The following is a 23,977-nucleotide window of genomic DNA, read 5'->3' as shown; positions in this document are numbered from 1 at the left end:
CGTGGACGTGAAGCTCGGGCCGAACACTTTCCGCATTCCGGCCAACTACCTGGACAGCCAGATCGCACCGTGGCCCGGCGAGGGCGTGACGCTGGTCATCGAGTGGCCGGACATGAAGCCGACGCCGCCGGGTGCCCGGGCGAATCCGCGTACGAATGATTTCCGGAAGGAAATTGCTGTGGCGATCGACTACATCGATCGTGCGCCAATCGAAACATCATTGGAGCGATTGTCCTCCAACCAGGCATCCGCCGAGGAAGGATCGGTGGAGCGAGGGGATCCTCGGGATCGACTCGATCTGCGTATTGCGCGGCCCGACGTCATGGGACTGACGCCTTACGCCATTGATGAAACGAGGATGGGGATTTTCTCGAAGGAATACGAGGCACGCTATGGAAAACCGCCCACCCGTAATCCTGCCTATGAAGATGACTGGTACATCGCGCGCGCTCCCAACGGCAGCCTGACCACATTCATCAAATGCGAAAGCACGGCGTTTCGGGGGGATGGCGTTCGCCTGCAGGGCGATCAGGTCATCAGTGAGCAAGGGCAAGCCGCTGCGGGGTGCTTCCACTATTTCTCGGATGTGGAGAACAAGCTTTCCATCTCGCTGAACTACAAGCGGGCCTTCCTGGCGGACTGGAAGCGGATGGAAGATGCGGTGCGGGATCTTCTCGCGCGCTCCCGCGTCCGGCAGTGAGTGCATTCAGGAGCAGGCGATGGGCGGATTGACGCAAGAGAATCTCAGGATTCTGGCCAGCTATGCCAAGGCCGGAAACCGTGAGTTGTACTGGAACTATCTGTCGCAGCTGCCAAATGCGGATGGCTATGGCACGCTTGCGCTGGGTGTTGTTCGCAACGACAGCCTGCCAGGCCGCGTTGCAAACAGCTACGCACAGGATTACGCCCGAGATCAGGAAGGCAAGGGCTCCGGCTTTCCCGATGCGCAGCTGAGCGAGCGGCAATGGGAGATGTTTGGGCAGACGCTTCTGCGCCAGGACCTGGAGCGACGCCTGTTCTGGATGGAGCAGGGGCGTCCCGAATTTGCACTGAATCTTCCCGGCAAGGATGTAATGCTGGCACACGACCGGGCATTCGAACGGCATGAACTCGATCCCAACTGCTGGACGCCGCGCGTGTTGCTGCAGGCGGCTGAGCAGAAGAGCGGCCCCGAGAAGCTGGAACAGATCTGGACCAACATGCTCAACAATGACTACGCCGGAGGCCCGCGCGTAGGGAACACCAGCGTCGATGCCATCAGCCAGATGGGATGGACGAAGGGCGGGCAATACCTGACCCGGTTGAGCGTGCTGGAAGCCACCCAGGCACTGGAAGGGCGCTCGGCGGTCGATCCGAACGTCATCGGTGGCAACAGCTACTACGCGATGTACTTCGAAGCGGACAGGAAATGGGCCAGTGTCAGCGCGGGTGGTGGCCACATGTCGATGCGTGAGATCACCGATCCGGCCCGCATCGCTGAACTCAACGACGCGCGGGACGTTCGTCTGGAACGGCAGGAAAAACGTACCCAGTTCCACCCGGACGACCCGTACCGGACCATCACCCGCAGCCCGCTGACCGCAGCCGTGGACGACGTGCCGGATCCCGCGCAGGTAGCGACCCGTCTGGCCGACATTGGACCCGGCCACCGTGAGTACGCATTGATGCAGCAGGTGCGCGAAGGCGTGGCCGCGATCGATGCCGGCGCCGGGCGTACCCACGACGAGAACAGCGAGCGCCTGGTGGCGAGCGTGATGGCCTTGGCGCGCCACAACCAGCTCGAACGCGCCGACCATGTGCTGCTGAGCGCGCGGACTGCCGATCACCCGGCCGGCCGCAACGTGTTCGTGGTGCAGGGCGAGTTGAATGATCCGGCGCATCTGCGGGCCTCCATGCCCACGGACCGGGCGGTGCAGACGCCGGTCGAGCAGTCACTGCAGGCCCTGCAGGCAGTCGGTGCGGATCGTGAACAGGCACACGCGCAGCGCCAGCAGGAGGTCGATGCGCAGGCGCGCGACATCCCGGCGATACGGATGGGCTAGGGTCCCGGCCTGTCGCAGCCTCGCCTCACGCGGTCTTTGCAACTCGGTGCGCGGGCATTGCTGAGTTCGCTTGGCGACCGACGCGTACCAGCCGGGTAGATGTCCGCCTGGGTGGATGCCATTTCACCGCTGCGGTAGCCGCCCACTTTGGTGGGCATTCTGGCCCTGGCGCGCGGTGACGCAGCCGTGCCCACCAGGGTGGGCACCCACCAAGGCGATGTGGATTGGCATCCAGTACCGGGGCGCTACCTCGCCGGGGCGTCTGCCGTCTGCGCGGCCACCATGGCCTGCTGCATCTCCTTCAGCGACAGATAGCCATCACCATCGGTGTCCAGGCCCGCAAAGTACTTCGCAATCTCCGGCACCAACGTGGCTTCATCCTTGCTGATCCTGCCATCCTTGTTCGTGTCCATGGCACTGAACGCGGCGTCGATCGAATCGGCCTGCTTGCTGAAGCGCCCCTGCTGGAATCTGGTGTATTCGGCCTTGTCGACGCGCCCATCCTTGTTGGTGTCCATCGCTGTGAACGTGGAATCGATGTAGGCCTGCTTCGGGTCAGCCGGCGCGGCCTGGGAGGCCAGCGGAGCGGCGCACAATGCGATCAACAGAGCGGTCTTCTTCATGGGTCGTATGTCCTTGAGATGTGCAGGTCAGCGGCAGGGATAGGTGTAGCCGTCGGCGCCGCGATAGGTATCGTTGCGGCGGTCATAATTGCCGTAGCGGCGAATGCAGTAGTCGGCGCGTTCGCGGGTCTCGCGTTCGCGCTTGGCGGCTGCGGCAATCACACCGGCCACGACGGCTGCGCCCACCACGCCCACCACCACACCGGTGGTCTTGGCATCGTGGCGGCGCTCACGTTCCCGGTCACGCTCACGCTCGCGTTCACGACGCTCCCATGCATCACGATCGCGGTCACGGTAGTCCTGGTCCCACTGCGGGTTGTAGCGGTTACCGCGTTGCGCATGCGCGTCGCCGGAGTAGGGCAACAGCAGCATCAGTTGTGCAGCCGCTGCCAGCAGCAGTGCGGTTCTTCCTGGCTTCAGAGACATCGTCCAGCTCCTGTGCGGACATTGTTGGTAGCTCCAGTAGAGCCCGCAGACATTGCGCGAACCTGCCGTCACTGCAGGTAACGTCACTGGCTATCGAACCAGTGCTTCGACCGGGTCCAGCTGCGCGGCGCGGCGTGCTGGCAGGAAGCCGAAGCCAATACCGATCAGGCTGGAACAGGCGAAGGCGGCCAGGATCGAATTGGCGGAGAACACAAGGCTGAAACCCACGTTGGCCAGCGCCAACCCTGCCCCCAATGCCAGGGCCACGCCGATGCCGAGCACGCCACCGAGCAGGCAGACCAGGACCGATTCGATCAGGAACTGTTGCAGGATGTCGCTGCGCCGCGCGCCCACCGCCATGCGCACGCCGATCTCGCGTGTTCGCTCGGTCACCGACACCAGCATGATGTTCATCACTCCGATTCCGCCCACTACCAGCGCGATGGCGGCGATGGAGCTGATCATCATGGTCAGGATGCCGGTGGTCTGTTCGATGGACTGGCGGATCTGCGCGTTGTTGCTCATGTAGAAATCGGTGCTGCCATGGCGGCGTGCCAGCAATCGTCCGATGGCGCGCTCGGCCGCCTCCATGCTGATGGCATCGGAGACACGCACGGTGATGCTGGAAACGTGGCTCTGCCCGAGCATGCGCGCCATGGTGGTGGTGTAGGGCAGCCACACCCGCAGCAGCGAGGCATCGCCGACCGCGCCGGCGTCCTTCTTCACCACGCCCACCACGCGCACCGGCACGTTGCCCAGCAGCAGGGTCTGGCCGATGGGATTGTCCACCGCAGCGAAGAAGCGGGCGCGGGTGTTGGCATCGATCACCACTACCTGCTGGTAGCCGGCCACGGCGGCCGGGCCGAAGAAGGCACCTTCGCCCAGCTGCAGGCCATGCACGCGGAAGTACTGCTCGCTGACGCCCTGCACCTGCACGCTGGCCGAGCGGTTGCCGCGCAGCGCGGTGCCGGTGGTGGCCACGCCGGGTGTAGCGCTGTCCACGAACGGCTGCCCGGCCAGGGCCACGCTGTCGCCGGGGGTGAGCGTTTCCACCCGCGTCGAGTGCAGGTCGCCGAAGCCGGACCCGGGATAGATCTCGATGGTGTTGGTGCCCAGCGAGGAAATGTTGGACAGGATGGCCTGGCGCGCGCCGGTACCCAGCGCGACCACGGAGACGACCGACGCAATGCCGATGATGATGCCGAGCATGGTCAGGAAGGTGCGCATGCGGTGCGCGTTCATTGCGCGCAGGGCCATGCGGAACGCCTCTGTAAAGCGGTCACGCACCGCCTGCCAGCCGCTGCCACCGCCGCGCTGCGGCGGGGCCGCCGCTGACCCATCCACGGCAGAGACCCTGCCCGTGGCGCGATCATCGACAACCCGGCCATCGCGGACCTCGATGATGCGCTGGGCATATTCGGCCACGGCCATGTCGTGGGTCACCAGCACCACGGTGTGGCCCTCGGCATGCAGCTCGCCCAGGATCTTCATCACCTCCCTGCCGGAGTGGGTGTCCAGCGCACCCGTCGGCTCATCGGCGAAGATCACCGCGCCGCCGTTCATCAGTGCGCGCGCAATCGAAACACGCTGCTGCTGGCCACCTGACAGCTCGCCAGGCAGATGCTGCATACGTTCGCTCAGGCCCAGCCGCGCCAACAGCTCGGCCGCGCGGGCGCGGCGGGTGGCCCCCGCCATGCCGGCATAGATCGCTGGCACTTCTACATTGCCCAATGCGGTCAGGTCGGTCAGCAGGTGATAGCGCTGGAAGATGAAGCCGAAGTGCTCGCGGCGTAGTTCGGCCAGTTCATCGGGCGACATCTGAGCGGTTTCGCGTCCGGCGATCTGGTATGCACCGGCGGAAGGGCGATCGAGGCAGCCGAGGATGTTCATCAACGTGGACTTGCCCGAGCCGGACTGGCCCACGATGGCCACCAGTTCGCCTGCGTGGATGTCCAGGTCCACGCCATCGAGCACGACCAGGGTCTGTTCGCCGGCCGCGAACTCGCGGCGGATGCCGCGTACGCGCAGCAAAGGGGCGGTGGTGGATGTGCTCATTTCGACGGCGCGTGTGCGGTAGCGGCTTCGTCCCGGGCCTGCGCCAGCACCACCTGTTCGCCCTCTTTCAGGCCGCTGCGTACCTCCACCTGGATCTGGTCGTCCAGCCCGATGGTGATGCGGCGCGCATGGGCGTGCCCGTCCGCGCCACGCACCTGTACGCTGTAGCTGCCATCGGCCGCGCGTGCACCGAGCGCAGCGGAGGGCAGCGTCAGTACGTTGTCGGCGCGACCCAGCACGATGCGCACCTGCGCGGTCATGTAGCTGCGCAGGCGGCCATCGGCGTTGGCGACGTCGAACTGCCCGTTGTAGTACATGGCGGTGCGGCTGCCACCGCCGGTCGCGGGTGAAGCAAGGGCGGAGGCGTCTTCCTGGGTGATCGATTCCGGAGCCGGGGCGATGTCGCGCAGCGTGCTCCTGTAGCGACGTCCCGCGTCGCCAAGAATGGTGAAGTACGCTTCCTGACCAACGGACGTGTGCACAACATCCGCCTCGGAGATTTCCGCGTAGACCGTCATCACGTCCTGGTTGCCCAGCATCACGATGGTCGGTGCGCTCTGTACCGCGTTCACGGTCTGCCCCTGGCGCGCCACCACGGCCAGCACGGTGCCGTCGGTGGGGGCGGTGATACGGGTGTACTCGAGGTTGGTCTGTGCGATATCCACGGCGGTCTGCCGCTGCACGATCTCACCTTCCAGCGCGGCGATCTGTTCCCGGGTGGCATCGACCTTGGCCTTGGCCGCATCGACGTCGGCGCGTGCCACCAACTGCGAGGTCACCAGCTGCTGCTGTCGATGCAATGTCAGCTCGAACTGGCGCAGGTCGGTGGCCAGCGCATCGCGGTTGGCGCGCGCGGTGCGCTGTGCTGCCTGCGCACTCAGCAATGCGTTGCGCTGGGTGCGCGAATCGATATCGGCAATCGGATCGCCGGCCTTCACCTTGTCGCCCAGCTTCACATGCAGGGCCTCGATGCGGCCGGAGACCTGCGCGCCCACGCTCACCAGCCGCGAGGGCTTCAGTGTTCCAGTGGCTTCAACGACCTGTTCAATGTTGCCCCGGGTTACCGGTGCCACCTGCAGCTTCGGTGGTGGTACGGGCCGGAGCCAGGCGAAGAGTGCCAACGTTGTGCAGAGGAGTGCGGCAGCAATGATCAGCACACGGCGGCGGCTGCGCGGTGTGGCGCTCATCGGCGCGGCATCCGGAAGAGACAGGGCATCGTGGATCCTCGAGACTGTTGGAATGCACGCCTGGGGTGACAGGTGTGGATGGTGGTCGAGTCTCGATGCGCTGGATTGCGCGAACCTTGCGATGGTGCAGGCGTGTCAGTGGGCAATGCCCTGCGTGAGCAGTGCCATCGCGATGAACTGGATCATGCTACCGAGCGCCAACAGCACGTGGCGGAGGCGTTGCGCCGGCGTGGGCAGGGTCGAAAGCTGGCACAACGCGCCGACCAGCAGCACGGTGCAGACCGCAACCGGCAGGGTTGCGGTGGCGGCGACGATCGCGATGATCATCAACGTGGCAGCAAGCATCACGGCGGCTGCGCGCGTATCCAGGGTCCGCAGCAGCGGGGGAGCTGGGCGTAGTGCAGCCCCTCGCCACACGGCCAGCATGTGCAGTGCGGCATGCACGGCGACGAACACCAGCACGGCAGTGGCCGTTGCATGCGCGTGCCGATACGCGGAAGCCACCAGCGCAAGGCCGGGGAGCAGCAGGAACAGCGCGGCGAACAGGCGGATCAGCACGCCGGCCCGCTCGCGTTCGGGAATCATCCGCAGCCAGTGCGGCCAGTGTTCCAACCCACGCGCGCGGCCTGCATGCGCGCGGCAGTTCCATGCTGCGGCGGTCAGGCTGGGCGTATTCCGAGGCGGCGGCGCAGGGGTGGAAGAGGGCGGTGGAGGAGCTCCCTGTGTCACATGCAGGCTTCCTGTCAGTTCCGGACGCAGCACCTGCTGTGCTGCTCACCTGGATGCTGGGCAGCGAACATTGCCGCAACCTTGCGCATCAACCGCAGTCCTGGCGCGCGGACAGCCAGTAGTCATCCGCGCATAGTCATCCGCGTGGAAGCGATGCGCTCAGTACTCCGGCGCCAATGCGCTGGTGACGCCTGGATGCGAGGGGAACTCGACGCGGATCAGGGCGCCACCACCGGGCGCATCCAGAATCGTGACGTGGCCGCCGTGGCGGTCGATCACCTGCCGCACCAGGTTCAATCCCAATCCGGCGCCTGTCTGCCGGGGCCGCAGGCGTTGGAAAGGCTCGAACACGCGTTCGCGCTGGTCGACTGGAATGCCGGGTCCATCGTCTTCCACCTCAAGGCAGCTGCCCTGCACGCGCACGATGATATGACGTCCACCGTGCTCGGCGGCATTCAGTACCAGGTTGGAGAGCACCCGTTCGATGGCACCGGACTCGCCCAGCACCGGGAAGTTCGGTTCCACTGCCACGGCGACCGTCTTGTCGGACTGGATCAGCAGGGGGGCCAGATCGGCGACGACCCGCTTGGCCACGCGGGCCAGGTTGAGGGAGTCCTTCGGTCCATCGGCTTCCATGCGGTGCAGGTCCAGGAGCTGCTCGGCAAGCGTTGCCAGCCGAGCGACTTCCACCGCCAGGCTGCGTGAGGTGGAATCGTCGGTGGCATCGATCTTCACCCGCAGGATGGCGATCGGTGTACGCAGCTCATGGGCGGCGGCGGCGATGAAGCGGCGCTGCCGTTCGTGCCCTTCGTCCAGTCGGTCCAGCGCTTCGTTCACCGCGGTCACCAGCGGTGCGATCTCCACCGGTACGGCGGTCTCTGTCAGACGGATGCCGCGACGGCTGGCAGAGATGTTGCGGGCTTCCTGCGCGATGCGCTCCACGCCAGCCAGGGCGCGGCGCACGATGATCGGGGTCAGGATGATGGTGGCCAGGCCCAGCAGCAGGAAGATCGGCAGGGTGATGATGTGTGCGGCCAGCGCCATCTGCCAGGTCAGCGAATCGGTTTCGCCATGGGCCATGATGGTCAGCTTGCCGGCCGGACCGCTGTGCTGGCGTATCACCACGGCCAGGCCGTCGTTGCGGCCGCGTCCGCGCAGGTCGCCATAGGGAATGCCGTCGAGGGCGCCGACCAGCGAGGCGTAGGCGGGCGGAACGTGGCCGAATGTCACATGTTGGCCCTGCTCATCCTCGGCGATGAACCACGCGCCGGGGACGATCTTCAGCAGCTCGTCCAGCGCCGGTGTGCGTTGCACATACAGCTCGCCCTTGCTGTCCCGACGAACGGCCTCTGCCGCCACCGGGGCGAAGGTCTGGATGGTGTAGTAGCCGCCGCTGTCGACACGCACCAGCACCATCAGCAATGCGAAGAAGGCCACCAGCAGTGCGAGCAGCTGGTAGATCAGGGTTTTGACGATCAGCGGGCGCTTCAGTGAGGGACGAAGCGCCATTACTTCGTTTCCCGCATCAGATAGCCGACACCGCGGATGGCATGGATTTCCACCCCCGCATCCGCGTCGGCCAGCTTGCGCCGCAGGCGTGAGACATGCGAGTCCAGCGTGTTGGAATGGATGCCGTCGTCGAAGCCGTACACCGCCATCTCGATGGATTCGCGAAGCACGGTGCGGCCCAGCCGGCGGGCGAGGGCCGCCAGCACGCGGATCTCGCGGCGCGGAAGCTCCAGTCGCTGTCCGCCCACGCTGGCTTCGCCCGAGGTGGGGTCGAACAGCAGCCGGCCGATGCTCACCGGCTCCACCTGCATGCCGCTCGGCCGGCGCCCGGCCGCGCGGATCCGCGCGAACAGTTCTTCCAGCGCGAAGGGCTTGGCCAGGTAGTCGTCGGCGCCCTCATCCAGGCCGGCGATGCGGTCCGGCAACTGTCCCAGTGCGCTGAGCACGATGATCGGCACCCCCGGATTGCGCCCGCGCAGCACGGGAATGAGCCCCAGCCCGTCACCATCGGGCAGGGTGCGGTCCAGCAGCACCAGGTCGTGTGATCCGGAAAGTGCTGCTTGGCGGGCCAGTGCCAGGGTGCTGGCCAGGTCCACGACGTAGCGCTCCCGCTGCAGGGCAGACTTCAGGGTGGCAGCCAGTTCGGCTTCGTCTTCGATCAGCAGGATGTGCATCGGCAGGCGTCAGGCGGGAAGGAGGCATAAGGCGGGCGGCAAGCGCCGGCACCGTATTACAGGAACATTGCGTGAACATGGCGTTCCTTCGGGGCCTGCCGGTGACGCCGCAACACCCGCTGCGGCGCGGGCCGCCCGGCGCAAGGTTCGCGCAATCCGCGCACTCCAGCCTTGGCGCCCGTTCGCTGATCCCCAACCCCTGGAGTGCCCATGAAGTTGTTCGTCCCGCTGTTGCTGGTTGCCGCCTTGAGTGGCTGCACCACTGCCAAAATGACCGTCACCCCCGATGGCCGCCGTGGTGTTTCCATCGACTGCAGCGGTTCCAGTTCCTGGAGTGGCTGCTACGAAAAGGCCGGGCAGATGTGCCCAGGCGGCTATGTGGTCTTCAGCAAGGATGGCGATGAAGGAAATGCCATCGCGGTGGGCAACAGGAACGGCTTCACCTCTACCCAGATGGCCACCCGCTCGATGCTGGTGTCCTGCTCGCACTGACCTGGGCAGGGGAGGTGGGTTGCCACCTCCCTTGGCACGCTCTGCTGCGCGGTGTCAGAAGCTGTAAGCCGCCTGCACATACACCCGCCGCGGCTCGCCCGGGAAATGCCCGTTGCGCTCGATGAAGCCGCTGGCCGCGTACACCTTGTCGAACAGGTTCTTGACGTTGGCCTGGAACTGCCACTGCTTCCACGTGGTCTTCCAGCTCATGTCGAATACCGTGTATGCCTTGACCGCCTGCCCATCCAGGCTGACACGCTCGCCCACATGGTCGGCGCCGAAGCCGATGGCCGAGTTGATCGACGGCAGGTCGTAGCGCGTCCACAGGCCGAGCTTGTTGCGTGGCGCATTGGCGAAGCGGTCGCCGGAGGCATTGGTGATGCCGTTCGGTCCGGCATCCTTCACCCATGCGTCGTTGTAGGCGTAGGTCAGGTTCACCACCCAGCGCTCGGTCACGTCGGCCAGCAGGTCCAGTTCCATGCCCGTGCTGCGTACCAGGCCCAGTGCAGCGAGTTGGTTTACCCCGCCGATCACCTCGCCGGTGGCCTGCACGATGTTGCTGCGGTCGATGCGGTAGGCCGCCATGTTCAGGGTCACACGGTCGGCCAGCAGGGACTTCAGGCCGACTTCCCATTGCCTGCTGCGCTCCGCGTCGAACGGTCCGCCGGCCGCCGGGTTCTGGTTGGTGGCACTCTGCGGCACGAAGCCGCTGGCGATGTTGGCGTACAGGTTCACGCCGTCCCGGACGGTAAAGGTACTGCCCAGGCGCCAGCTGAGATCGTTGCCATCCACGCTGCCGCCACCCATGCGGTCCTGATCCTTGAAGCCATCCCAGCGCAGCCCGGCCAGCACATGCCAGCGCGTGCCCAGTGCCAGCTCATCCTGCAGGTAGCCGCCGTAGCGCTTGCTGCGGGTGGCGGTGCTGCGCCACGGCAGGGCGGCCAGGTTGTAGTCATGCCAGGTGCTCGCGCCATAGACCGGGTTGAACAGGTCGATGCCGCGCACCGGGCCGGCGCCGCGTGCCAGGTCGGCGCTGTTGGCGGTCTGCGCGGTGAAGTCGGCGTCGAGCTGGTACACGTCGGCGCCGAACAGCACCTTGTGTTCGATACGGCCGGTGTTGATCCGCCAGACGGCATTGCCGCTGGCGGTGAAGGCAGTGTTGTCACGGATCTGGTTGCGCAGCTGGCGCGTCATCCACTCGGCCACGCCGTCGCGGTCACGATCAATCAGCCCCATCGGCTCGTGGTACATCTGGTGCTCGTTGTTGCTGAACCAGCGCGCAGCAAGGTCCACGTCCAGGTTGTCGCGCGGTGCGAAGCGATACTGCGCCAGTGCGACCTTGGCGCGCATGTCGAGGAAGTCACTGGCCTCGTTGTGGTTCCAGCGGCGGTCGGTCAGGAAGCTGCCGGCATCGTTCACCGGCACGCCGCGCAGGCGGTTGCCGCCCAGGTTCTGGGTGATGTCGGTGAACTGCAGCACCAGCTCGCCGGTCTGCCCGACATCGAAGGCCAGTGAGGCATCGCCGATCACGCTTTCGCTGTCGGCATTCCAGCGCACGCCCTGCTCGCTGTCGGCATACAGGCCGGCGCGATAGCGAATGCTGCCGCTGGCATTCAAGGGGCCGGTGCCTTCGATCGATCCGGCGCGGAAGTCCTTGTCGCCTGCCTGCAGCTCGATGCGGCGTTCGGCGCGCGCCTTGGGCTTGCGCGTTACATAGTTGATGACACCGCCCGCATCACCACCGCCGTACAGCGCACCGGCCGGACCTTTCAGTACTTCCACGCGTTCGATATTGAACAGTTGCGGCACCGAGAAGCCCGCATAGGGATCACCACGCAGGCCGTCGTAGAGAACGTTCTCCTGGCGGAACCCGCGCAGGGTGACGCCGGCATAGCTGAAGAAGCTGATGCCGCTGATGCTGCGGTACAGATCGGTGACCTGGCGCGCGGCCTGGTCGTCGATCAGCTCGCGCGGCACGACCTGGATCGACTGCGGCACCAGTTCCAACGGGGTATCGGTGCGGGTGCCGACGGCCGCATCGTTGGCGCGGTACAGGGTCTGCGCGCGGCCGCGGACTTCGACCTTGTCCAGGTCCTTCGGGGTGTCAGCGGAGGCCTCGGAGGCCAGTGCAGGCGTAGCCAGGGAAAGGGGCAGCGCCAGGCAGAGGGCGTGCTTGAGCGGGGTTGGAAGCGGCATGAGGGGGTCGGGACGGGCTGCAAATGAGAAAGATTAGCATTTGCAACGCTTCGTGACCTATCCCCCGATTGCGCTATGGACGCAGGCCCGGGTCGGTATATGGGGTGCCGGCCAAGGCCACCAGCACGCCGGTGCCACCGCGCACGATCAGCTGCAGCATCGCTTGGCGCGGATCCTCGCCCCTCTGCTGGCTGGCCAGTCCACTCTCATAGGCGGCCACCATCGACGCCAGCAGCATGGCTGCGCCCAGGCGTGCCTCCGCGTCCTGCGCGGGCCGACCGGCCGCGTCGGCCATCAGCTGGGCCAGGTCGTCGGCCAGCTGTGCCTGCAGCCGTCGCGCGTGCGCCACCAGCACCGGACTGTCGGCCACGGTTGCCCAGAAGGCCGCTGCACCGGAGTTGATCCGTAACAGCGGATGGCCGCTGTCCAGCAGCTCCCGCACCAGCGATTGGAAGGCGGCCAGCGGGGCCATGCCACGGCGCGCCGCCATGCCTTCGCGAAGCAGGGTCCGGGCCTCCTCATCGCGGTCGAACACCAGGTCTTCCTTGCTGGCGAAATAATTGAAGACCGTCTTGCGCGAGACCCCCGCCGCATTGGCAATCTCGGACATGGACACGGCTTCGAAGCCGCGGCGGATGATCAGTTCGGTGGCGACGTCCGAAATGGTCTGTCGGGTCTCGGTCTTGCGCTGCTCGCGGCGGCCCCGGGGCGGGATCATGGGCGGTTCACTTGTGGAAACGTATACCGAGTGTAACATTGGCGTCGCCAGAGCGCCGGCCCGGCGCTCACAGGGAAATCCCATGTTGTACGACGTCGTCATCGCCGGGGCCGGCCCGGTCGGCCTGTTCCTGTCCTGCGAGCTGGCCCAGGCCGGCTGTTCGGTCCTGTTGCTGGAGCAGGCAGCGTCGCCCGAGACACCCTTGAAACGCCTGCCCTTTGGCTTGCGCGGCTTGAACGCGCCCACCCTGGAGGCCCTGGATCGACGTGGCCTGCTGGATGCGGTTGCCGCCAGTCAGGTGCTGAAGCCGGACAACGGCGCACCGCCGCCCGGCACCGCCCATTGGCTGGCGCAACCGCGGCCGCTGGGCGGCCACTTCGCCGGCATTCCTTTTGCGCTGGACAACGTGGACAGTGCGCGCTGGCGCCATCGCCTGCCGACGCCGGTGCCCACCCAGATGGCGGTCGAGCTGCAGTCGCTGGAGGCGGTGCTGGCCGAGCGTGCGGTGTCACTGGGTGTACAGATCGAGCGTGGCTGCACGGTGCAGGCGGTGCACGCACGCGAAGCACAGATGGTGGTCCAGACCGGTCGCGGGCTGATGCGGGGCCGCTGGCTGGTCGGTTGCGATGGCGCCCGCAGCACGGTACGCAAGCAATCGGGGTTCGTGTTCGCAGGGACGGCGCCGGAGTTCACCGGGCACACGCTGCTGGTCGAACTGGCAGACCCGTCGGTGCTCGTCCCGGGGCGTCAGTTCACCGAACACGGCATGTGCAATTTCAATCCGCCGGGCATGCTGGCGCTGGCCGATTTCGACGGTGGCGCCGGCCATCGCACGCCGCTGGACCGGCACACCGCCCAGGCGCTGCTGCGGTGTGTGTCCGGGCGAGAGGCAACGATCACGGCGTTGCATCTGGCCACCACATGGACCGATGCCGCGCGCCAGGCCACGGCCTATCGCAGCGGCCGCGTGCTGTTGGCCGGTGATGCCGCGCACATGCATTCGCCGTTGGGCGGGCAGGGGCTGAACCTCGGCATCGGCGATGCGATGAACCTGGGGTGGAAGCTGGCCGCGGTGGTGCGAGGTGATGTGGCAGAGTCGCTGTTGGACAGCTATCAGGCTGAGCGCCATCCGATCGGCGCGCAGGTGCTCGACTGGTCACGTGCGCAGGTGGCGTTGATGCGGCCAGGCCCCGGGTCGCGCGCGCTGGCGGCGGTCATCGCCGACCTGGCCGCGACCCGCGACGGTGCCACCTATCTCGCCGAGCGGCTGTGGGGTGTAGCACCGCCACCGGTGCTCGACGGCAGCCATCCGCGGGTTGGCCGAAGCGCACCGGACGTCCAATTGGCTGATGACCGTCGGATGGGAGAGCTGCTGCGTGCAGGGCAGGGCGTGCTGCTGGGGCTCGATACCGGCGATTCGCTCGGTCCGATCATTGAGCGCTGGCAGCGGTCGGTCACCTGCGTGATGTCCACGGCGCGCGACACGCTGGGACTGGGCGCCGTGCTGGTCCGCCCCGACGGTATCGTCGCCTGGGCCTGCGATGCTGGCGGTGACACGTCGGGGCTGGAGCCTTCGCTGGAACGCTGGTTCGGTTCGCTGCGGTGACCGCCCGCTAGGGCGACGCCACCACGGCCTGCGCGCAGCGCCCGGCTTCGGTCATCACCGAGGCCAGCTGCTTCAATGAGTAAGGCTTGCGCAGCAGGGTGAAGCCATGGCCAGGGTCCCGGGCCAGCAGTTCGCTGTAGCCGCTGGTAAGGATCACTGGAAGCCCAGGCAGGCGGCTGCGGATGGTACGGGCCAGATCCAGGCCGTTCATGCCAGGCATCACTACGTCGCTGAACACTACATCGAAGCGGGAGGCATCCCGTTCGAGCTCCGCCAGGGCCTCGTCCGCATTGTGCGCAAGTACCACGTTGTAATCGAGCTCGCGCAGGGCGCCGACGGCAAATTCGGCCACATCGACGTTGTCTTCCACAACCAGCACGCAGACACCGTGACCATGCTGCAGCCCCGGTAGCGTCGCCGGCCGTTCCGTCATTTCTCTCGCCTGCGCCAGCGGCAGGTACAGGGTGAAGCGGGTACCGGCGCCCGCCTGGCTCTGCACGTCCACCTCGCCTTCCGACTGCTTGACGAAGCCGAACACCTGGCTGAGGCCGAGGCCGGTTCCGGCGCCGACGCTCTTGGTGGTGAAGAAGGGCTCGAAGATGCGGTCGACGACGGCGGGGTCGATGCCTGCTCCGGTGTCGGTCACGCTGATCGCGGCGAAGTCGCCCTTCATCGGCGCGGCGAAGCGCACCGAAGGCACCGCGGTTACCTGCTCCACCTCGATGGTCACCCTGCCGTGTCCCTCGATCGCATCGCGCGCGTTGACCGCGATGTTGATCAATGCAGTGTCCAGCTGGGTCCGGTCCAGCAGCACCGGCAATGGCGTGCCGGGCAACGTCAACGACACCTGGATGCGTGCACCCAGTACCGTGGTGATGATGTCCGAAAGCGCGTGCACGCTCTCGCAGAGATCGAAGACCTCCGGCGACAGGCTCTGGCGACGCGAGAACGCAAGCAGTTGCGCGGTCAGCTTGGTTGCGCGGTCCGAGGCTGTGGCAATGGCCTGGATGTAGCGGCGCCGGGTGTCGTCTGACGGCCACGTGTGCAGGAGCATGTCCACCGAACCGGTGATGACCTGCAGCAGGTTGTTGAAGTCGTGGGCCACACCGCCGGTGAGCTGGCCGATCGCCTCCAGCTTCTGCGACTGGCGCAGCTGCTCGCGGGCGCGCACCAGTTCCAGATGGGCCTCCCGCGCCTGCTCGGTGATCGCCGCGACCTGGCGGCTGTGCAGGTCGCGCTCGATCACCCGTTCGGTCTGCTCGCTGACCACGCACAGGATACCGGCGACACTGCCGCAGCCGACGCGCAGCGGTGAATAGGAAAACGTCCAGAAAGTTTCGCGCAGCGTGCCGTCGCGATCCATCATCAATGGCATGTTCTTGAAGCTGCGGCTGGTGCCGGCAAAGGCGTCGTCGACGGCATGCACCACGTCCGGCCATACGTCCGCCCAGACATCCTCCAGACGGTTGCCCATCGCGCCGTGCAGCTTTTCCCCCAGCATCGGCAGATAGGCATCATTGAAGAAGAACGCCTTGTCTTCCTTGCCCCAGGCAAGCCACAGGGGTTCCGGCGAATCCAGGATCATCGCCAGCAAGGTGCGAAGTTCGGCGGGTGCGCTTGCGGCAGTGGCCGAGCGGGCCCAGTCACTGTCCTGCAGCAGTCGGTAGGCGAGCTGATCAGGTGCAGAGACTGGCAAGGGAAAAGGATGCATGGCCGCCATTGGCGCAGGGAGGTGGCGCAGCATAGCCGAGCGCATGTCATGACGCCCTGCACACCGTGGGCATGAAGGGCCTCGCCACTTCGCCGTTGACGTGGCAGGGATGCACCCTTTGTTCAGCAGGTTGCCGCTATCGCGGCGCAGCGCGAAGGGAGGCGAAGCTGGCCTGATCGGCGGGTCTAGCCCTTACGACCTGCCTGCGCGGTGAGCACATCCCGGCCAGCCTCGGTCAGATCGATATCCCCGTCTTCCGCCTGTACCGCCCATCCGGCGGTCACCGCCCACGTTGCGGCATCGCCGCGCACCGGCTCTGCAGCGGCGATTGCCTGGAGTATTTTCCGCTGTTCCGCAGTCATTTCCACGTGGCGGCCCTCAGATACCCAGCAACGACGCCGGTTGCCAGTCCGACAGGCGGGCGTGGCTGACCGGTTGATGGCAGCCGCACCCGTCACAACGGAACAACGCCCCGCCCGGAAGTTGCACCAGGTTGTCTTCGCTGGCAGAGCTGGTCGACGAGCAATGCCGGCAGGTGACCGTGAGCGCAGTGATGCGCTGCACGCTGCCCGATAGATCGAACACGGCCTCGAACGCGCGAATGACAGGGTGGGCAGTGTCCGGCATCTGAGTCTCGACAGGGTGGGGAGACCTCATCGTCGCGCGCCGGCTGTGATGGAGCAGTCAGCCGGATGCATGGGCGCGATCAAGACAGGCGCGGCAACCGGGCGCGCACCTTCGTCAGGGATTGTTCTTCTTTCCGCTCAGGTCCAGCGGCTTGTCACTGCCCTTGCGCTCGCTCGACCACACTTCCATGCCCTTGTTGCAGCGGCTCTCGCGGGCAGCGACCTCGGGCGGCAGGTCCTTCAGGTGCGGCGACTCCTGGCAGGCTTGATGCATGTTGCTGTCGTCATAGGTGGCGCAGGCGCTGAGCGATGCGAGGGCGATGGCAATGAGGGTCACGCGGAGCGGGGGCTGCAGGTTCATGGGGGGGCCTCGGGTGATGCCGGGATGGCCATGGAATTCAAATCCGTGACACCGGGCATGCACAATCGGACCAACCGCACTTGTTATCCTATAACAGATGCGCGATAGTCCGGCCCCTGCCGGCGTCAGGCGATGCAGATCACCAGTACCGTGCACAGCACCAGCATCAGCACGAACACGCGCCGGCTCAGTGCCAGGCAGGCCAGATAGGCTGCGAGCGCCCACGCTGCCAGCAGCGCGCAGGCCATCACCCATAGCCCGATACCCATCATCGAACCCGTCGCCAACGCAGACAGTGCGATGGCCTTGAACAGCGCCACGCCCAACACGCTGCCCAGCATGCCGGCCTGCAAGGCGATGGCATCATGGCGGGCAGGTGCGCGATGGGGGGGCATTGCGGGTCCGGTACGGGCCGAGAGCGCGGCGTCGGCTGCACTGTGCCCAAATGCACATCCACGAAATGTGTTCATCGCGCGCGAAGACCGCGATGAAGCCCGTTCAGTCGAACTCACCCTCGGCCGATTCCAGACGCTGCCGGTACGCCGCGCGATGCTGGTACAGCCGCTGGCACTCGGCCGACCTGTGGATGCGGCTGCCGGGTTCATTGGCCACCGAGTCGCACATCCGCGCGATGTGATTGTTGTCCGCCAGTTCGGTGACGAAGAACACGGCAGTGATGCCGGTGCCAAGCAGCCCGACATACAGCAGACGGCTGAGCCAGCGTGACAATTTCCGCTCGAAGTGCTGCTGGATGGTCAGGTCGAAGCGGATGATGCTGAGCACGATCCAGACGATGGCGACCAGGAAGCAGAGCGTGGGCAGCAGGTCGCGCCAGATGCCTGCTTCGTAGACCGACTCGCTGTAATGGACCGCAGCTCCGGCACCTGCGATGGCAATGGCCAGCGCCCAGTTGCGGCCCAGTGAGAGCAGGTCATCGAGCAGCTTTTCGTGGTTCCTGGTTGGTCCTGCTGCCACGAGGGTTCCTTCTGCGTGTTGCGACCGGCGACGGGCTGCCGCCGATCATGCAGATGGTGAAGCATCGATTCGGTGATGAGAAGCCTGCCCGCTCAGTATCCTCCTGCGCGTGCACCGATCCAGCGCCGGTAGCGGCGGGTCCGGCACTTTGCGGCCGCCTGTGCCAGCAGCAGTGCCCAGACGGGCGAAACACCCGGCGCCGTGGGCCGGAGCCTGCTCAGCCGCGCCAACTGGTACTTCACTGCGGCCATGTGTGCGCTGGCGGCCAACGGTTTGTTGCGCCAGTCGATGGTGCGCAGTGTCGGCACCGGGTCGCGGCCCTGCTGCCAGCGGTGGGGCAGATCCGGCTCGATCGCCAGCGCGGTGGCGATGCCGACCATGGCCACACCGCTGTCAAGTACCTGATCGGCCACGGCGCGACGGCGGATGCCACCGGTGACCATCAGCGGCATGGTTGCCACCGTGGCGATCTCACGCGCGAACTCAAGGAAGTAGGCCTCGCGGGCCAGGCTGCGCTGGTCGCGCGCGGCACCGGTCATGGCCGGTGCTTCGTAGCTGCCACCGGACAGTTCGACCAGGTCCACGCCGAGCGGCGCCAGCATTTCCACCACTGCGCGCGCATCCTCGGGCGAGAAGCCACCGCGCTGGAAATCGGCGGAATTGAGCTTCACGGCCACCGCGAACGTGGGCGACACGGTGGCGCGCACCCCCTGCACGATCTCCAGCAGCGGGCGCGCACGGTTGTGCAGGCTGCCGCCCCAGCGGTCGTCGCGGCGATTGGACAGCGGCGACAGGAACTGGCTGAGCAGGTAACCGTGCGCGGCATGGATCTGCACGCCACTGAACCCGGCGCGCTCGGCCAGCTCGGCGCTGCGGATGAAGCGGGCGATCACCTCTTCGATGTCCGCCTCGGTCATCGCCCGCGGCGGTGCGAACTGCCTGGACAGCGCGCCCATCTCCAGGGCGACGGCTGACGGCGCGAGTGCCGGTTGGCCGAGTGCGGCCGGCATCTGCCGCCCGGGATGGTTGATCTGCATCCACATCTGCGCGCCCCGTGAGCGTGCCGTTTCGGCCCAGGCGATGAAGCGGTCAAGGTGGCGGTCGTCTTCCAGCACCACGCCGCCGGGGCCGGTCATGGCGCGGCCATCGACCATCACGTTGCCGGTGATGATCAGTCCTGCGCCGCCATCGGCCCAACGCTGGTAGAGCTGCAGCAGTGCAGCGGACGGCGCGTGGTCGGCGTCGGCCATGTTTTCCTCCATCGCGGCCTTGGCAATGCGGTTGCGGATGATGGCACCGGAGGGTAGTGCCAGGGGCGAGAACAGCGACATCGGACAGCTCCAGGACAGGGGAATGGCGCTACGCTAACCTTCAAGTTTTATTGAAGGTCAACAGACTCCCATGGCGAGGATTCAGGCAGATGAAGATCGGTGAGCTGGCCCGCCTCACGGGCCTCGCGGCGTCGCGCATTCGCTTCTATGAAGACGCGGGGCTGCTGGTGGCGCAGCGCCAGGCCAATGGCTACCGCGACTATCCGGAACAGGCGGTGCTGTTGCTGGAGTTGATCACGGGCGCGCAGCGTGCAGGCTTCAGCCTGGAAGAGATCCGCGCCCTGCTGCCACCGGACATGGGCCAGTGGCAGCATGAGGCGTTGATCACGATGCTGCAGCAGAAGGTGGCTGACATCGAAGCGTTGCAGCTGCGGCTGGCAGAGAGCCGGGCGCATCTGCTGGCCCTGATCGAGGACATCCAGGCGCGGCCGGACGGCATCGACTGTGCAGCCAATTCGCGGCGGGTGCTGGACCGTGTGAAGCGCGGTGAGCTGGCGCGGCCGACCCTGGTGGCCGGCGATACAGCGTTGCTGCGACCGGATCGCCGTCGCCGCAGAGGCAGCAACTGACGATCCGGCGCAATGTTCAGTGGCTGCCGACGACGGCGGTGCTGCGCTTCTTGTCCAGCATCACCGCCACGCACCACAGCAGCAGGCCGCCGATCGCGGTAGCCGCGCCGACATAGCCGGTACTGGCCGGGCTGAAGCCGGCGCTGATTGCCATGCCGCCCAGCCACGGGCCGAGTGCGTTGGCAGTATTGAAAGCGGCGTGGTTGGAGGCCGCCGCCAGCGTCTGCGCCTCACCGGCCACGTCCATCAGGCGGGTCTGCAGCACCGCCGCCAGTGCGCCCATGGTGCCGACAGTGATGATCATCGGGCCGATGGTCCACACCGACTGTGCGGCCAGCGGATACAGCAGCAGCATCACGATCGACCACAGCAGCACCACGGCGGCGGCCTTGAAGTGGAACTTGTCCACCAGCCAGCCACCGGCGATGTTGCCGATGATCGCGCCGATGCCGAACACGCCCACCGCCAGTGGCATCCACGATTCGGCCACGCCGGTGACCTGCACCAGGGTCGGTGCCAGGTAGGTGAACACGCAGAACATGCCGGCGAAGCCGACCGCGCCGATCGCCAGCGCCAGCCACACCTGGGACGTGTTGAAGGCGCGCAGCTCGCGCATCGGCGAGGTGCGTACTTCATCCGGGTCCGGCAGCAGGAAGCGCGCGATCATCGCCACGGTGGCGATGGCCAGCACGCTGACCAGGGCAAAGGCGGTGCGCCAGCTCAGCTGCTGACCCAGCCAGGTCGTCAGCGGGTTGCCGACCAGGATCGCGATCGACAGGCCCAGCAGCACGCGTGACATCGCCTGGCCGCGCTGGCCTGCGGGACTGATCGCCGCGGCCACCAGCATCGCCACGCCGAAGTAGGCGCCATGCGGCAGGCCGGCAACGAAGCGCGCCACCAGCATCGTGCCGTAGTTCGGTGCCAGCGCGCTGGCCAGGTTGCCGACCGCGTAGAAGCCCATCAGTGCCAGCAGCAGCTTGCGGCGCGGGAAGCTGGCGCCGACGAAGGCGAGGATCGGGGCGCCGACCACCACGCCGATGGCATAGGCGCTGATCAGATGCCCGACCTGGGTTTCGGAAATCGACAGGCCGCGGCTGATCTCCAGCATCAGGCCCATGCTGGCGAACTCGCTGGTGCCGATGGCGAAGCCACCCAGTGAAAGGGCGAGGATGATCAGGGTGCGCTGGCGGGGCGTCAGCCGCGCAGCCAGGGAAGAGTTGGGGCTCATGCGGGGGCGCGATGGGGGGCGGGAGCCGCCCATTGTACTGCTGCACTGCAGCAGGAGCAGCAGCACTCAGGGTAAATCAGCGTTTGATCGGTGACACGCCGGCCCGCCGCGCCTCGTCGCGTCCGGCTCAGATGCCCAGCGCCGCCCGGGCATGAGCGTACTTTCCGTGCAGGCGCGCGGCCGTCGCCGCATCGAGCATTGCCAGCCGCTGCGGATCGGCGTTGTCATCCAGATCGGCGCGCTTCACTTTCAGTGCCAGCGGGTGGGCGGCAATGCGCGCGTAGTAGCTGTCCGCGTCGGGTGCTGCATCGCGGTTGAGCAGTTGCACCGCCTCGCGCAGCGGTGCGGGAAATACCTCGATCCGCGCGTCAAACGCCGGGCAGTCCTCGGCCACGTCATGCAGCCAGGCCACCACTTCGGCGTCATCGTCGCCGCACACCGCAGCCGCCACCCGCGCCACATGGCCGATGTAAGGCTGGCCGGCCTTGTCGATCTGCCCCGCGTGGGCCTCGGTGGCCAGCGTACGGGCAAGTGCTACCCAGTCCATTGCGGTCTCCTTGGATATCCGCGCACAGTTTCGCGCAGAAGCCGCAGCGGTTGTGGATGCGCCCATGACGCTGCCACCGGCATGATGGCGGGGCAGGGGGCGCAGTGTTGCCCCGACAAGGAGGAGTGCGATGCAGGAATTCAGGCATGTGCTGGAAACCCGTGGCCGCTACCAGCTGGTAGCGGTGTCCCACGAGCCGGTGTACGCTCCCGGCGATGTGGTCGGCCATGCGGTCGTCGCCGACGATGGGGATCGTCTGACCGACCTGATATCACTGGCCGAAGCGCGCCAACGCTTGCTGCAACTGGTGCGTGAAGAGGGCGAGGAGCCCGGGCTGGAAAACGAGAACCACCTGCGGAAGAAGGCGTCGCGCTGGCGCCACCGCTAGGCCGTCGCGCCGCGTGCGCATCATGGAGGATTCGGGTGTTGCCCAGTAAGAAGTATCTGCTCATCGCCATCATCACGCTGGCGACCCTGTTGCTTGGTTTCGTGTTCTCCGGCTACTTGACCTTGCTGTTCCTGGGGCTGGACACCCAGCTGTTCACCTGGAACACCTACTACCAGTACGTCCACGCCATCGGCCAACCGCAGGTCGCGCCTTTCGTGGGCAAGATCAAATGGGCGGGCTACGTAGGCTTCGGCCTGCCCCTGCTGGTGCTGCTGGTGGCCGGCCTGGTGCTGCTGCTGAAGAAGGACAAGCGCTCGCTGCACGGCGACGCGCGCTTCGCCACCGGTGCCGACCTGGCCAAGCACGGCATGTTCAAGAAGACCGGCCAGAGCATCGTGGTCGGCAGCCATGGCGGCAAGCTGGTGCGCCTGGATGGCCAGCAGTTCGTGATCCTGGCCGCGCCCACCCGCTCGGGCAAGGGCGTGGGCGTGGTCATCCCGAACCTGCTGGAGTACGGCGAATCGCTGGTGGTGCTGGACATCAAGCAGGAGAACTTCGACCTGACCAGCGGCTGGCGCGCCAGCCAGGGCCAGGAGATCTACCTGTTCAACCCCTTCGCCGAGGACCGGCGCACGCACCGCTGGAACCCGCTCAGCTACGTCTCCGACGATCCGGCCTTCCGGGTGTCGGACCTGATGAGCATCGCCGCGATGCTGTACCCAGACGGGGCCGAGGACCAGAAGTTCTGGGTCAGCCAGGCACGCAATGCGTTCATGGCCTTTACCCTGTACCTGTTCGAGAACTGGGACGACGAGCGCAGCAGCGGTTTCCCGGGCGGCGCCGGCACGCCCACGCTCGGTGCGGTGTACCGTCTGTCCTCCGGCGACGGCACCGACCTGAAGAAGTACCTCAAGACCCTGTCGGAGCGACCGTTCCTCAGTGCCAATGCCCGTTCGGCGTTCGCCAACATGCTGTCGCAGGCCGATGAGACCTTCGCCTCGATCCTGGGCACCTTCAAGGAGCCGCTCAATCCCTGGATCAACCCGGTGCTGGACAAGGCCACCAGCAGCAACGACTTCCTGCTGACCGACGTCCGCAAGAAGAAGATGACCATCTACATCGGCATCCAGCCGAACAAGCTGGCCGAGAGCCGGCTGATCATCAACCTGTTCTTCAGCCAGCTGATCAACCTCAACACCAAGGAACTGCCCAAGTCCAACCCGGACCTGAAGTACCAGTGCCTGCTGCTGATGGACGAATTCACCTCGATCGGCAAAGTGGAGATCATCGCCTCGGCGGTCTCCTACATGGCCGGCTACAACATCCGCCTGCTGCCGATCATCCAGAGCATGTCCCAACTCGACGCCACCTACGGCCGGGAAGTCTCTCGCACGATCATCACCAACCACGCGCTGCAGATCCTGTACGCGCCGCGCGAACAGCAGGATGCCAACGACTACTCGGACATGCTGGGCTACACCACGGTGCGCAGGAAGAACGTCACCCATGCCCGCGAGAAGACCCACAACTTCACCGAGGAACGGCGCGCGCTGATGCTGCCGCAGGAGCTGAAGGCGATGGGGCCGGACATGGAGGTGTTCCTGTACGAGGGGATACCTCACCCGGTGAAGTGCGACAAGATCCGGTACTACAAGGATCGCTACTTCACCTCGAGGTTGCTGCCGAAGGTGGACGTTCCGATGCTGAACGTCTAATTCACGTCGCTGAATTTGTGATCACCATTCGTAGTTAAGAATGTGAATTCGTGATTTCGGTCAAGAATTTGGCATTTGTTCATGGATTTTCAGACTTGTCTGACATGGAATTGACGCGTGGTTGTGCGACCCTGTGCATGTCGTTCAGAAATGTGTGATGGATGGCAGATGTTGTAGAGCAGGGTGGCCAGGAGTTTGTGCCATGAAACAAGGATGGTTTCGACGTTGGTGAGGTATGCGGGTGTGTCGTCGGCAGTGTCTGGCGGCCC

General features: G+C 66.1%; 25 protein-coding genes. 7 read left to right on the top strand and 18 right to left on the bottom strand.

Annotation, left to right across the window (positions count from 1 at the left end):
- The first annotated feature begins 1 nt into the window (after position 1).
- Positions 2–700, top strand: a complete 699-nt coding sequence (locus AC5P7I_RS16060) for a hypothetical protein (RefSeq protein WP_495221420.1) — start codon at positions 2–4, stop codon at positions 698–700.
- Between the two features lie 19 nt (positions 701–719).
- Positions 720–2,042, top strand: a complete 1,323-nt coding sequence (locus AC5P7I_RS16055) for a Smlt3024 family type IV secretion system effector (protein ID WP_262087015.1) — start codon at positions 720–722, stop codon at positions 2,040–2,042.
- Between the two features lie 245 nt (positions 2,043–2,287).
- Here AC5P7I_RS16055 and AC5P7I_RS16050 read toward each other — a convergent pair whose 3' ends face one another.
- The 7 genes from AC5P7I_RS16050 to AC5P7I_RS16020 all read right to left on the bottom strand — a co-directional run bounded on the left by AC5P7I_RS16050 (position 2,288) and on the right by AC5P7I_RS16020 (position 9,245).
- Positions 2,288–2,665: an EF-hand domain-containing protein gene (locus tag AC5P7I_RS16050; RefSeq protein ID WP_014647601.1), complete on the bottom strand. Its 378-nt coding sequence runs from the start codon at positions 2,663–2,665 to the stop codon at positions 2,288–2,290.
- Positions 2,666–2,692: 27 nt separating this feature from the next.
- The gene (locus tag AC5P7I_RS16045; RefSeq protein ID WP_014647600.1) at positions 2,693–3,091 is read right to left on the bottom strand and encodes a hypothetical protein; all 399 of its coding nucleotides are present in this window, start codon (positions 3,089–3,091) and stop codon (positions 2,693–2,695) included.
- A gap of 90 nt (positions 3,092–3,181) precedes the next feature.
- Positions 3,182–5,146: a MacB family efflux pump subunit gene (locus tag AC5P7I_RS16040; RefSeq protein ID WP_262087012.1), complete on the bottom strand. Its 1,965-nt coding sequence runs from the start codon at positions 5,144–5,146 to the stop codon at positions 3,182–3,184.
- On the bottom strand, positions 5,143–6,333 hold the full coding sequence (locus tag AC5P7I_RS16035) for an efflux RND transporter periplasmic adaptor subunit (RefSeq protein WP_321212196.1): 1,191 nt from the start codon (positions 6,331–6,333) through the stop codon (positions 5,143–5,145). Before AC5P7I_RS16035 ends, AC5P7I_RS16040 begins: the two co-directional genes overlap by 4 nt.
- Before the next feature lie 135 nt (positions 6,334–6,468).
- Positions 6,469–6,918 carry a hypothetical protein gene (locus AC5P7I_RS16030; RefSeq protein WP_080053038.1) on the bottom strand — a complete coding sequence of 150 codons (450 nt, stop codon included), beginning with the start codon at positions 6,916–6,918 and terminating at the stop codon, positions 6,469–6,471.
- 303 nt (positions 6,919–7,221) lie between these two features.
- Positions 7,222–8,571, bottom strand: a complete 1,350-nt coding sequence (locus AC5P7I_RS16025) for a sensor histidine kinase (protein WP_014647596.1) — start codon at positions 8,569–8,571, stop codon at positions 7,222–7,224.
- Positions 8,571–9,245 (bottom strand): response regulator transcription factor, encoded by a 675-nt coding sequence (locus tag AC5P7I_RS16020; protein WP_014647595.1) that lies wholly within the window; start codon positions 9,243–9,245, stop codon positions 8,571–8,573. The genes AC5P7I_RS16025 and AC5P7I_RS16020 overlap by 1 nt, the downstream gene beginning before the upstream one ends.
- Before the next feature lie 210 nt (positions 9,246–9,455).
- Between AC5P7I_RS16020 and AC5P7I_RS16015 the strand changes: the two genes are divergently transcribed.
- Positions 9,456–9,737 carry a hypothetical protein gene (locus AC5P7I_RS16015; RefSeq protein WP_032957412.1) on the top strand — a complete coding sequence of 94 codons (282 nt, stop codon included), beginning with the start codon at positions 9,456–9,458 and terminating at the stop codon, positions 9,735–9,737.
- Between the two features lie 54 nt (positions 9,738–9,791).
- Here the strand turns inward: AC5P7I_RS16015 and AC5P7I_RS16010 are convergent, their stop codons facing one another.
- Both AC5P7I_RS16010 and AC5P7I_RS16005 read right to left on the bottom strand, forming a co-directional pair.
- Positions 9,792–11,933, bottom strand: coding sequence for a TonB-dependent siderophore receptor (locus AC5P7I_RS16010; RefSeq protein ID WP_262087007.1), 2,142 nt, complete (start codon positions 11,931–11,933; stop codon positions 9,792–9,794).
- A gap of 73 nt (positions 11,934–12,006) precedes the next feature.
- The gene (locus AC5P7I_RS16005) at positions 12,007–12,651 is read right to left on the bottom strand and encodes a TetR/AcrR family transcriptional regulator (RefSeq protein WP_046431363.1); all 645 of its coding nucleotides are present in this window, start codon (positions 12,649–12,651) and stop codon (positions 12,007–12,009) included.
- A gap of 82 nt (positions 12,652–12,733) precedes the next feature.
- Between AC5P7I_RS16005 and AC5P7I_RS16000 the strand changes: the two genes are divergently transcribed.
- Complete coding sequence (locus tag AC5P7I_RS16000; RefSeq protein WP_262087005.1) at positions 12,734–14,257, top strand: FAD-dependent monooxygenase; 1,524 nt, start codon at positions 12,734–12,736, stop codon at positions 14,255–14,257.
- Between the two features lie 7 nt (positions 14,258–14,264).
- On the opposite strand, the gene AC5P7I_RS15995 is transcribed toward AC5P7I_RS16000, so the two are convergent.
- From AC5P7I_RS15995 to AC5P7I_RS15965, 7 genes are all read right to left on the bottom strand, one after another.
- Positions 14,265–15,968 carry an ATP-binding protein gene (locus AC5P7I_RS15995; protein WP_049442514.1) on the bottom strand — a complete coding sequence of 568 codons (1,704 nt, stop codon included), beginning with the start codon at positions 15,966–15,968 and terminating at the stop codon, positions 14,265–14,267.
- 185 nt (positions 15,969–16,153) lie between these two features.
- Complete coding sequence (locus tag AC5P7I_RS15990) at positions 16,154–16,330, bottom strand: hypothetical protein (RefSeq protein ID WP_172980598.1); 177 nt, start codon at positions 16,328–16,330, stop codon at positions 16,154–16,156.
- 16 nt (positions 16,331–16,346) lie between these two features.
- Positions 16,347–16,595, bottom strand: coding sequence for a hypothetical protein (locus AC5P7I_RS15985; protein WP_014647589.1), 249 nt, complete (start codon positions 16,593–16,595; stop codon positions 16,347–16,349).
- A 114-nt stretch (positions 16,596–16,709) separates the two neighbouring features.
- Positions 16,710–16,955: a hypothetical protein gene (locus AC5P7I_RS15980; RefSeq protein ID WP_032957423.1), complete on the bottom strand. Its 246-nt coding sequence runs from the start codon at positions 16,953–16,955 to the stop codon at positions 16,710–16,712.
- A gap of 125 nt (positions 16,956–17,080) precedes the next feature.
- Positions 17,081–17,350, bottom strand: a complete 270-nt coding sequence (locus tag AC5P7I_RS15975) for a hypothetical protein (RefSeq protein ID WP_014647587.1) — start codon at positions 17,348–17,350, stop codon at positions 17,081–17,083.
- Between the two features lie 103 nt (positions 17,351–17,453).
- Positions 17,454–17,930 (bottom strand): hypothetical protein, encoded by a 477-nt coding sequence (locus AC5P7I_RS15970; RefSeq protein ID WP_262087000.1) that lies wholly within the window; start codon positions 17,928–17,930, stop codon positions 17,454–17,456.
- Between the two features lie 92 nt (positions 17,931–18,022).
- Complete coding sequence (locus AC5P7I_RS15965; protein WP_014647585.1) at positions 18,023–19,261, bottom strand: NADH:flavin oxidoreductase/NADH oxidase family protein; 1,239 nt, start codon at positions 19,259–19,261, stop codon at positions 18,023–18,025.
- Between the two features lie 89 nt (positions 19,262–19,350).
- On the opposite strand from AC5P7I_RS15965, the gene AC5P7I_RS15960 reads away from it, so the two are divergent.
- The gene (locus AC5P7I_RS15960) at positions 19,351–19,830 is read left to right on the top strand and encodes a MerR family transcriptional regulator (RefSeq protein WP_014647584.1); all 480 of its coding nucleotides are present in this window, start codon (positions 19,351–19,353) and stop codon (positions 19,828–19,830) included.
- 16 nt (positions 19,831–19,846) lie between these two features.
- Here AC5P7I_RS15960 and AC5P7I_RS15955 read toward each other — a convergent pair whose 3' ends face one another.
- Both AC5P7I_RS15955 and AC5P7I_RS15950 read right to left on the bottom strand, forming a co-directional pair.
- Entirely contained in the window at positions 19,847–21,058 is a 1,212-nt protein-coding gene (locus tag AC5P7I_RS15955; RefSeq protein ID WP_014647583.1) for an MFS transporter, read from the bottom strand.
- Positions 21,059–21,185: 127 nt separating this feature from the next.
- Positions 21,186–21,605 (bottom strand): HD domain-containing protein, encoded by a 420-nt coding sequence (locus AC5P7I_RS15950; RefSeq protein WP_014647582.1) that lies wholly within the window; start codon positions 21,603–21,605, stop codon positions 21,186–21,188.
- 130 nt (positions 21,606–21,735) lie between these two features.
- Here AC5P7I_RS15950 and AC5P7I_RS15945 point away from each other — a divergent pair, with 130 nt between their 5' ends.
- Both AC5P7I_RS15945 and AC5P7I_RS15940 read left to right on the top strand, forming a co-directional pair.
- Positions 21,736–21,993: a hypothetical protein gene (locus AC5P7I_RS15945; protein ID WP_014647581.1), complete on the top strand. Its 258-nt coding sequence runs from the start codon at positions 21,736–21,738 to the stop codon at positions 21,991–21,993.
- A gap of 35 nt (positions 21,994–22,028) precedes the next feature.
- On the top strand, positions 22,029–23,708 hold the full coding sequence (locus AC5P7I_RS15940; protein ID WP_014647580.1) for a type IV secretory system conjugative DNA transfer family protein: 1,680 nt from the start codon (positions 22,029–22,031) through the stop codon (positions 23,706–23,708).
- Positions 23,709–23,977 lie beyond the last annotated feature (269 nt).

The sequence above is a fragment of the Stenotrophomonas sp. YJH_SMC_138 genome (assembly GCF_059369855.1).
The sequence above is the reverse complement of the archived record's forward strand: the minus strand, read 5'-3'. Positions and strand labels throughout refer to the sequence as shown.

What these genes read in the sequence shown, in the direction of transcription:
- AC5P7I_RS16055 (WP_262087015.1), top strand. Translation starts at nt 720, where the DNA reads ATGGGCGGATTGACGCAAGAGAATCTCAGGATTCTGGCCAGCTATGCC.
- AC5P7I_RS16050 (WP_014647601.1), bottom strand. Translation starts at nt 2,665, where the DNA reads ATGAAGAAGACCGCTCTGTTGATCGCATTGTGCGCCGCTCCGCTGGCC.
- AC5P7I_RS16045 (WP_014647600.1), bottom strand. Translation starts at nt 3,091, where the DNA reads ATGTCTCTGAAGCCAGGAAGAACCGCACTGCTGCTGGCAGCGGCTGCA.
- AC5P7I_RS16040 (WP_262087012.1), bottom strand. Translation starts at nt 5,146, where the DNA reads ATGAGCACATCCACCACCGCCCCTTTGCTGCGCGTACGCGGCATCCGC.
- AC5P7I_RS16035 (WP_321212196.1), bottom strand. Translation starts at nt 6,333, where the DNA reads ATGAGCGCCACACCGCGCAGCCGCCGCCGTGTGCTGATCATTGCTGCC.
- AC5P7I_RS16030 (WP_080053038.1), bottom strand. Translation starts at nt 6,918, where the DNA reads ATGATTCCCGAACGCGAGCGGGCCGGCGTGCTGATCCGCCTGTTCGCC.
- AC5P7I_RS16025 (WP_014647596.1), bottom strand. Translation starts at nt 8,571, where the DNA reads ATGGCGCTTCGTCCCTCACTGAAGCGCCCGCTGATCGTCAAAACCCTG.
- AC5P7I_RS16020 (WP_014647595.1), bottom strand. Translation starts at nt 9,245, where the DNA reads ATGCACATCCTGCTGATCGAAGACGAAGCCGAACTGGCTGCCACCCTG.
- AC5P7I_RS16015 (WP_032957412.1), top strand. Translation starts at nt 9,456, where the DNA reads ATGAAGTTGTTCGTCCCGCTGTTGCTGGTTGCCGCCTTGAGTGGCTGC.
- AC5P7I_RS16010 (WP_262087007.1), bottom strand. Translation starts at nt 11,933, where the DNA reads ATGCCGCTTCCAACCCCGCTCAAGCACGCCCTCTGCCTGGCGCTGCCC.
- AC5P7I_RS16005 (WP_046431363.1), bottom strand. Translation starts at nt 12,651, where the DNA reads ATGATCCCGCCCCGGGGCCGCCGCGAGCAGCGCAAGACCGAGACCCGA.
- AC5P7I_RS16000 (WP_262087005.1), top strand. Translation starts at nt 12,734, where the DNA reads ATGTTGTACGACGTCGTCATCGCCGGGGCCGGCCCGGTCGGCCTGTTC.
- AC5P7I_RS15995 (WP_049442514.1), bottom strand. Translation starts at nt 15,968, where the DNA reads ATGCATCCTTTTCCCTTGCCAGTCTCTGCACCTGATCAGCTCGCCTAC.
- AC5P7I_RS15990 (WP_172980598.1), bottom strand. Translation starts at nt 16,330, where the DNA reads ATGACTGCGGAACAGCGGAAAATACTCCAGGCAATCGCCGCTGCAGAG.
- AC5P7I_RS15985 (WP_014647589.1), bottom strand. Translation starts at nt 16,595, where the DNA reads ATGCCGGACACTGCCCACCCTGTCATTCGCGCGTTCGAGGCCGTGTTC.
- AC5P7I_RS15980 (WP_032957423.1), bottom strand. Translation starts at nt 16,955, where the DNA reads ATGAACCTGCAGCCCCCGCTCCGCGTGACCCTCATTGCCATCGCCCTC.
- AC5P7I_RS15975 (WP_014647587.1), bottom strand. Translation starts at nt 17,350, where the DNA reads ATGCCCCCCCATCGCGCACCTGCCCGCCATGATGCCATCGCCTTGCAG.
- AC5P7I_RS15965 (WP_014647585.1), bottom strand. Translation starts at nt 19,261, where the DNA reads ATGTCGCTGTTCTCGCCCCTGGCACTACCCTCCGGTGCCATCATCCGC.
- AC5P7I_RS15960 (WP_014647584.1), top strand. Translation starts at nt 19,351, where the DNA reads ATGAAGATCGGTGAGCTGGCCCGCCTCACGGGCCTCGCGGCGTCGCGC.
- AC5P7I_RS15955 (WP_014647583.1), bottom strand. Translation starts at nt 21,058, where the DNA reads ATGAGCCCCAACTCTTCCCTGGCTGCGCGGCTGACGCCCCGCCAGCGC.
- AC5P7I_RS15950 (WP_014647582.1), bottom strand. Translation starts at nt 21,605, where the DNA reads ATGGACTGGGTAGCACTTGCCCGTACGCTGGCCACCGAGGCCCACGCG.
- AC5P7I_RS15945 (WP_014647581.1), top strand. Translation starts at nt 21,736, where the DNA reads ATGCAGGAATTCAGGCATGTGCTGGAAACCCGTGGCCGCTACCAGCTG.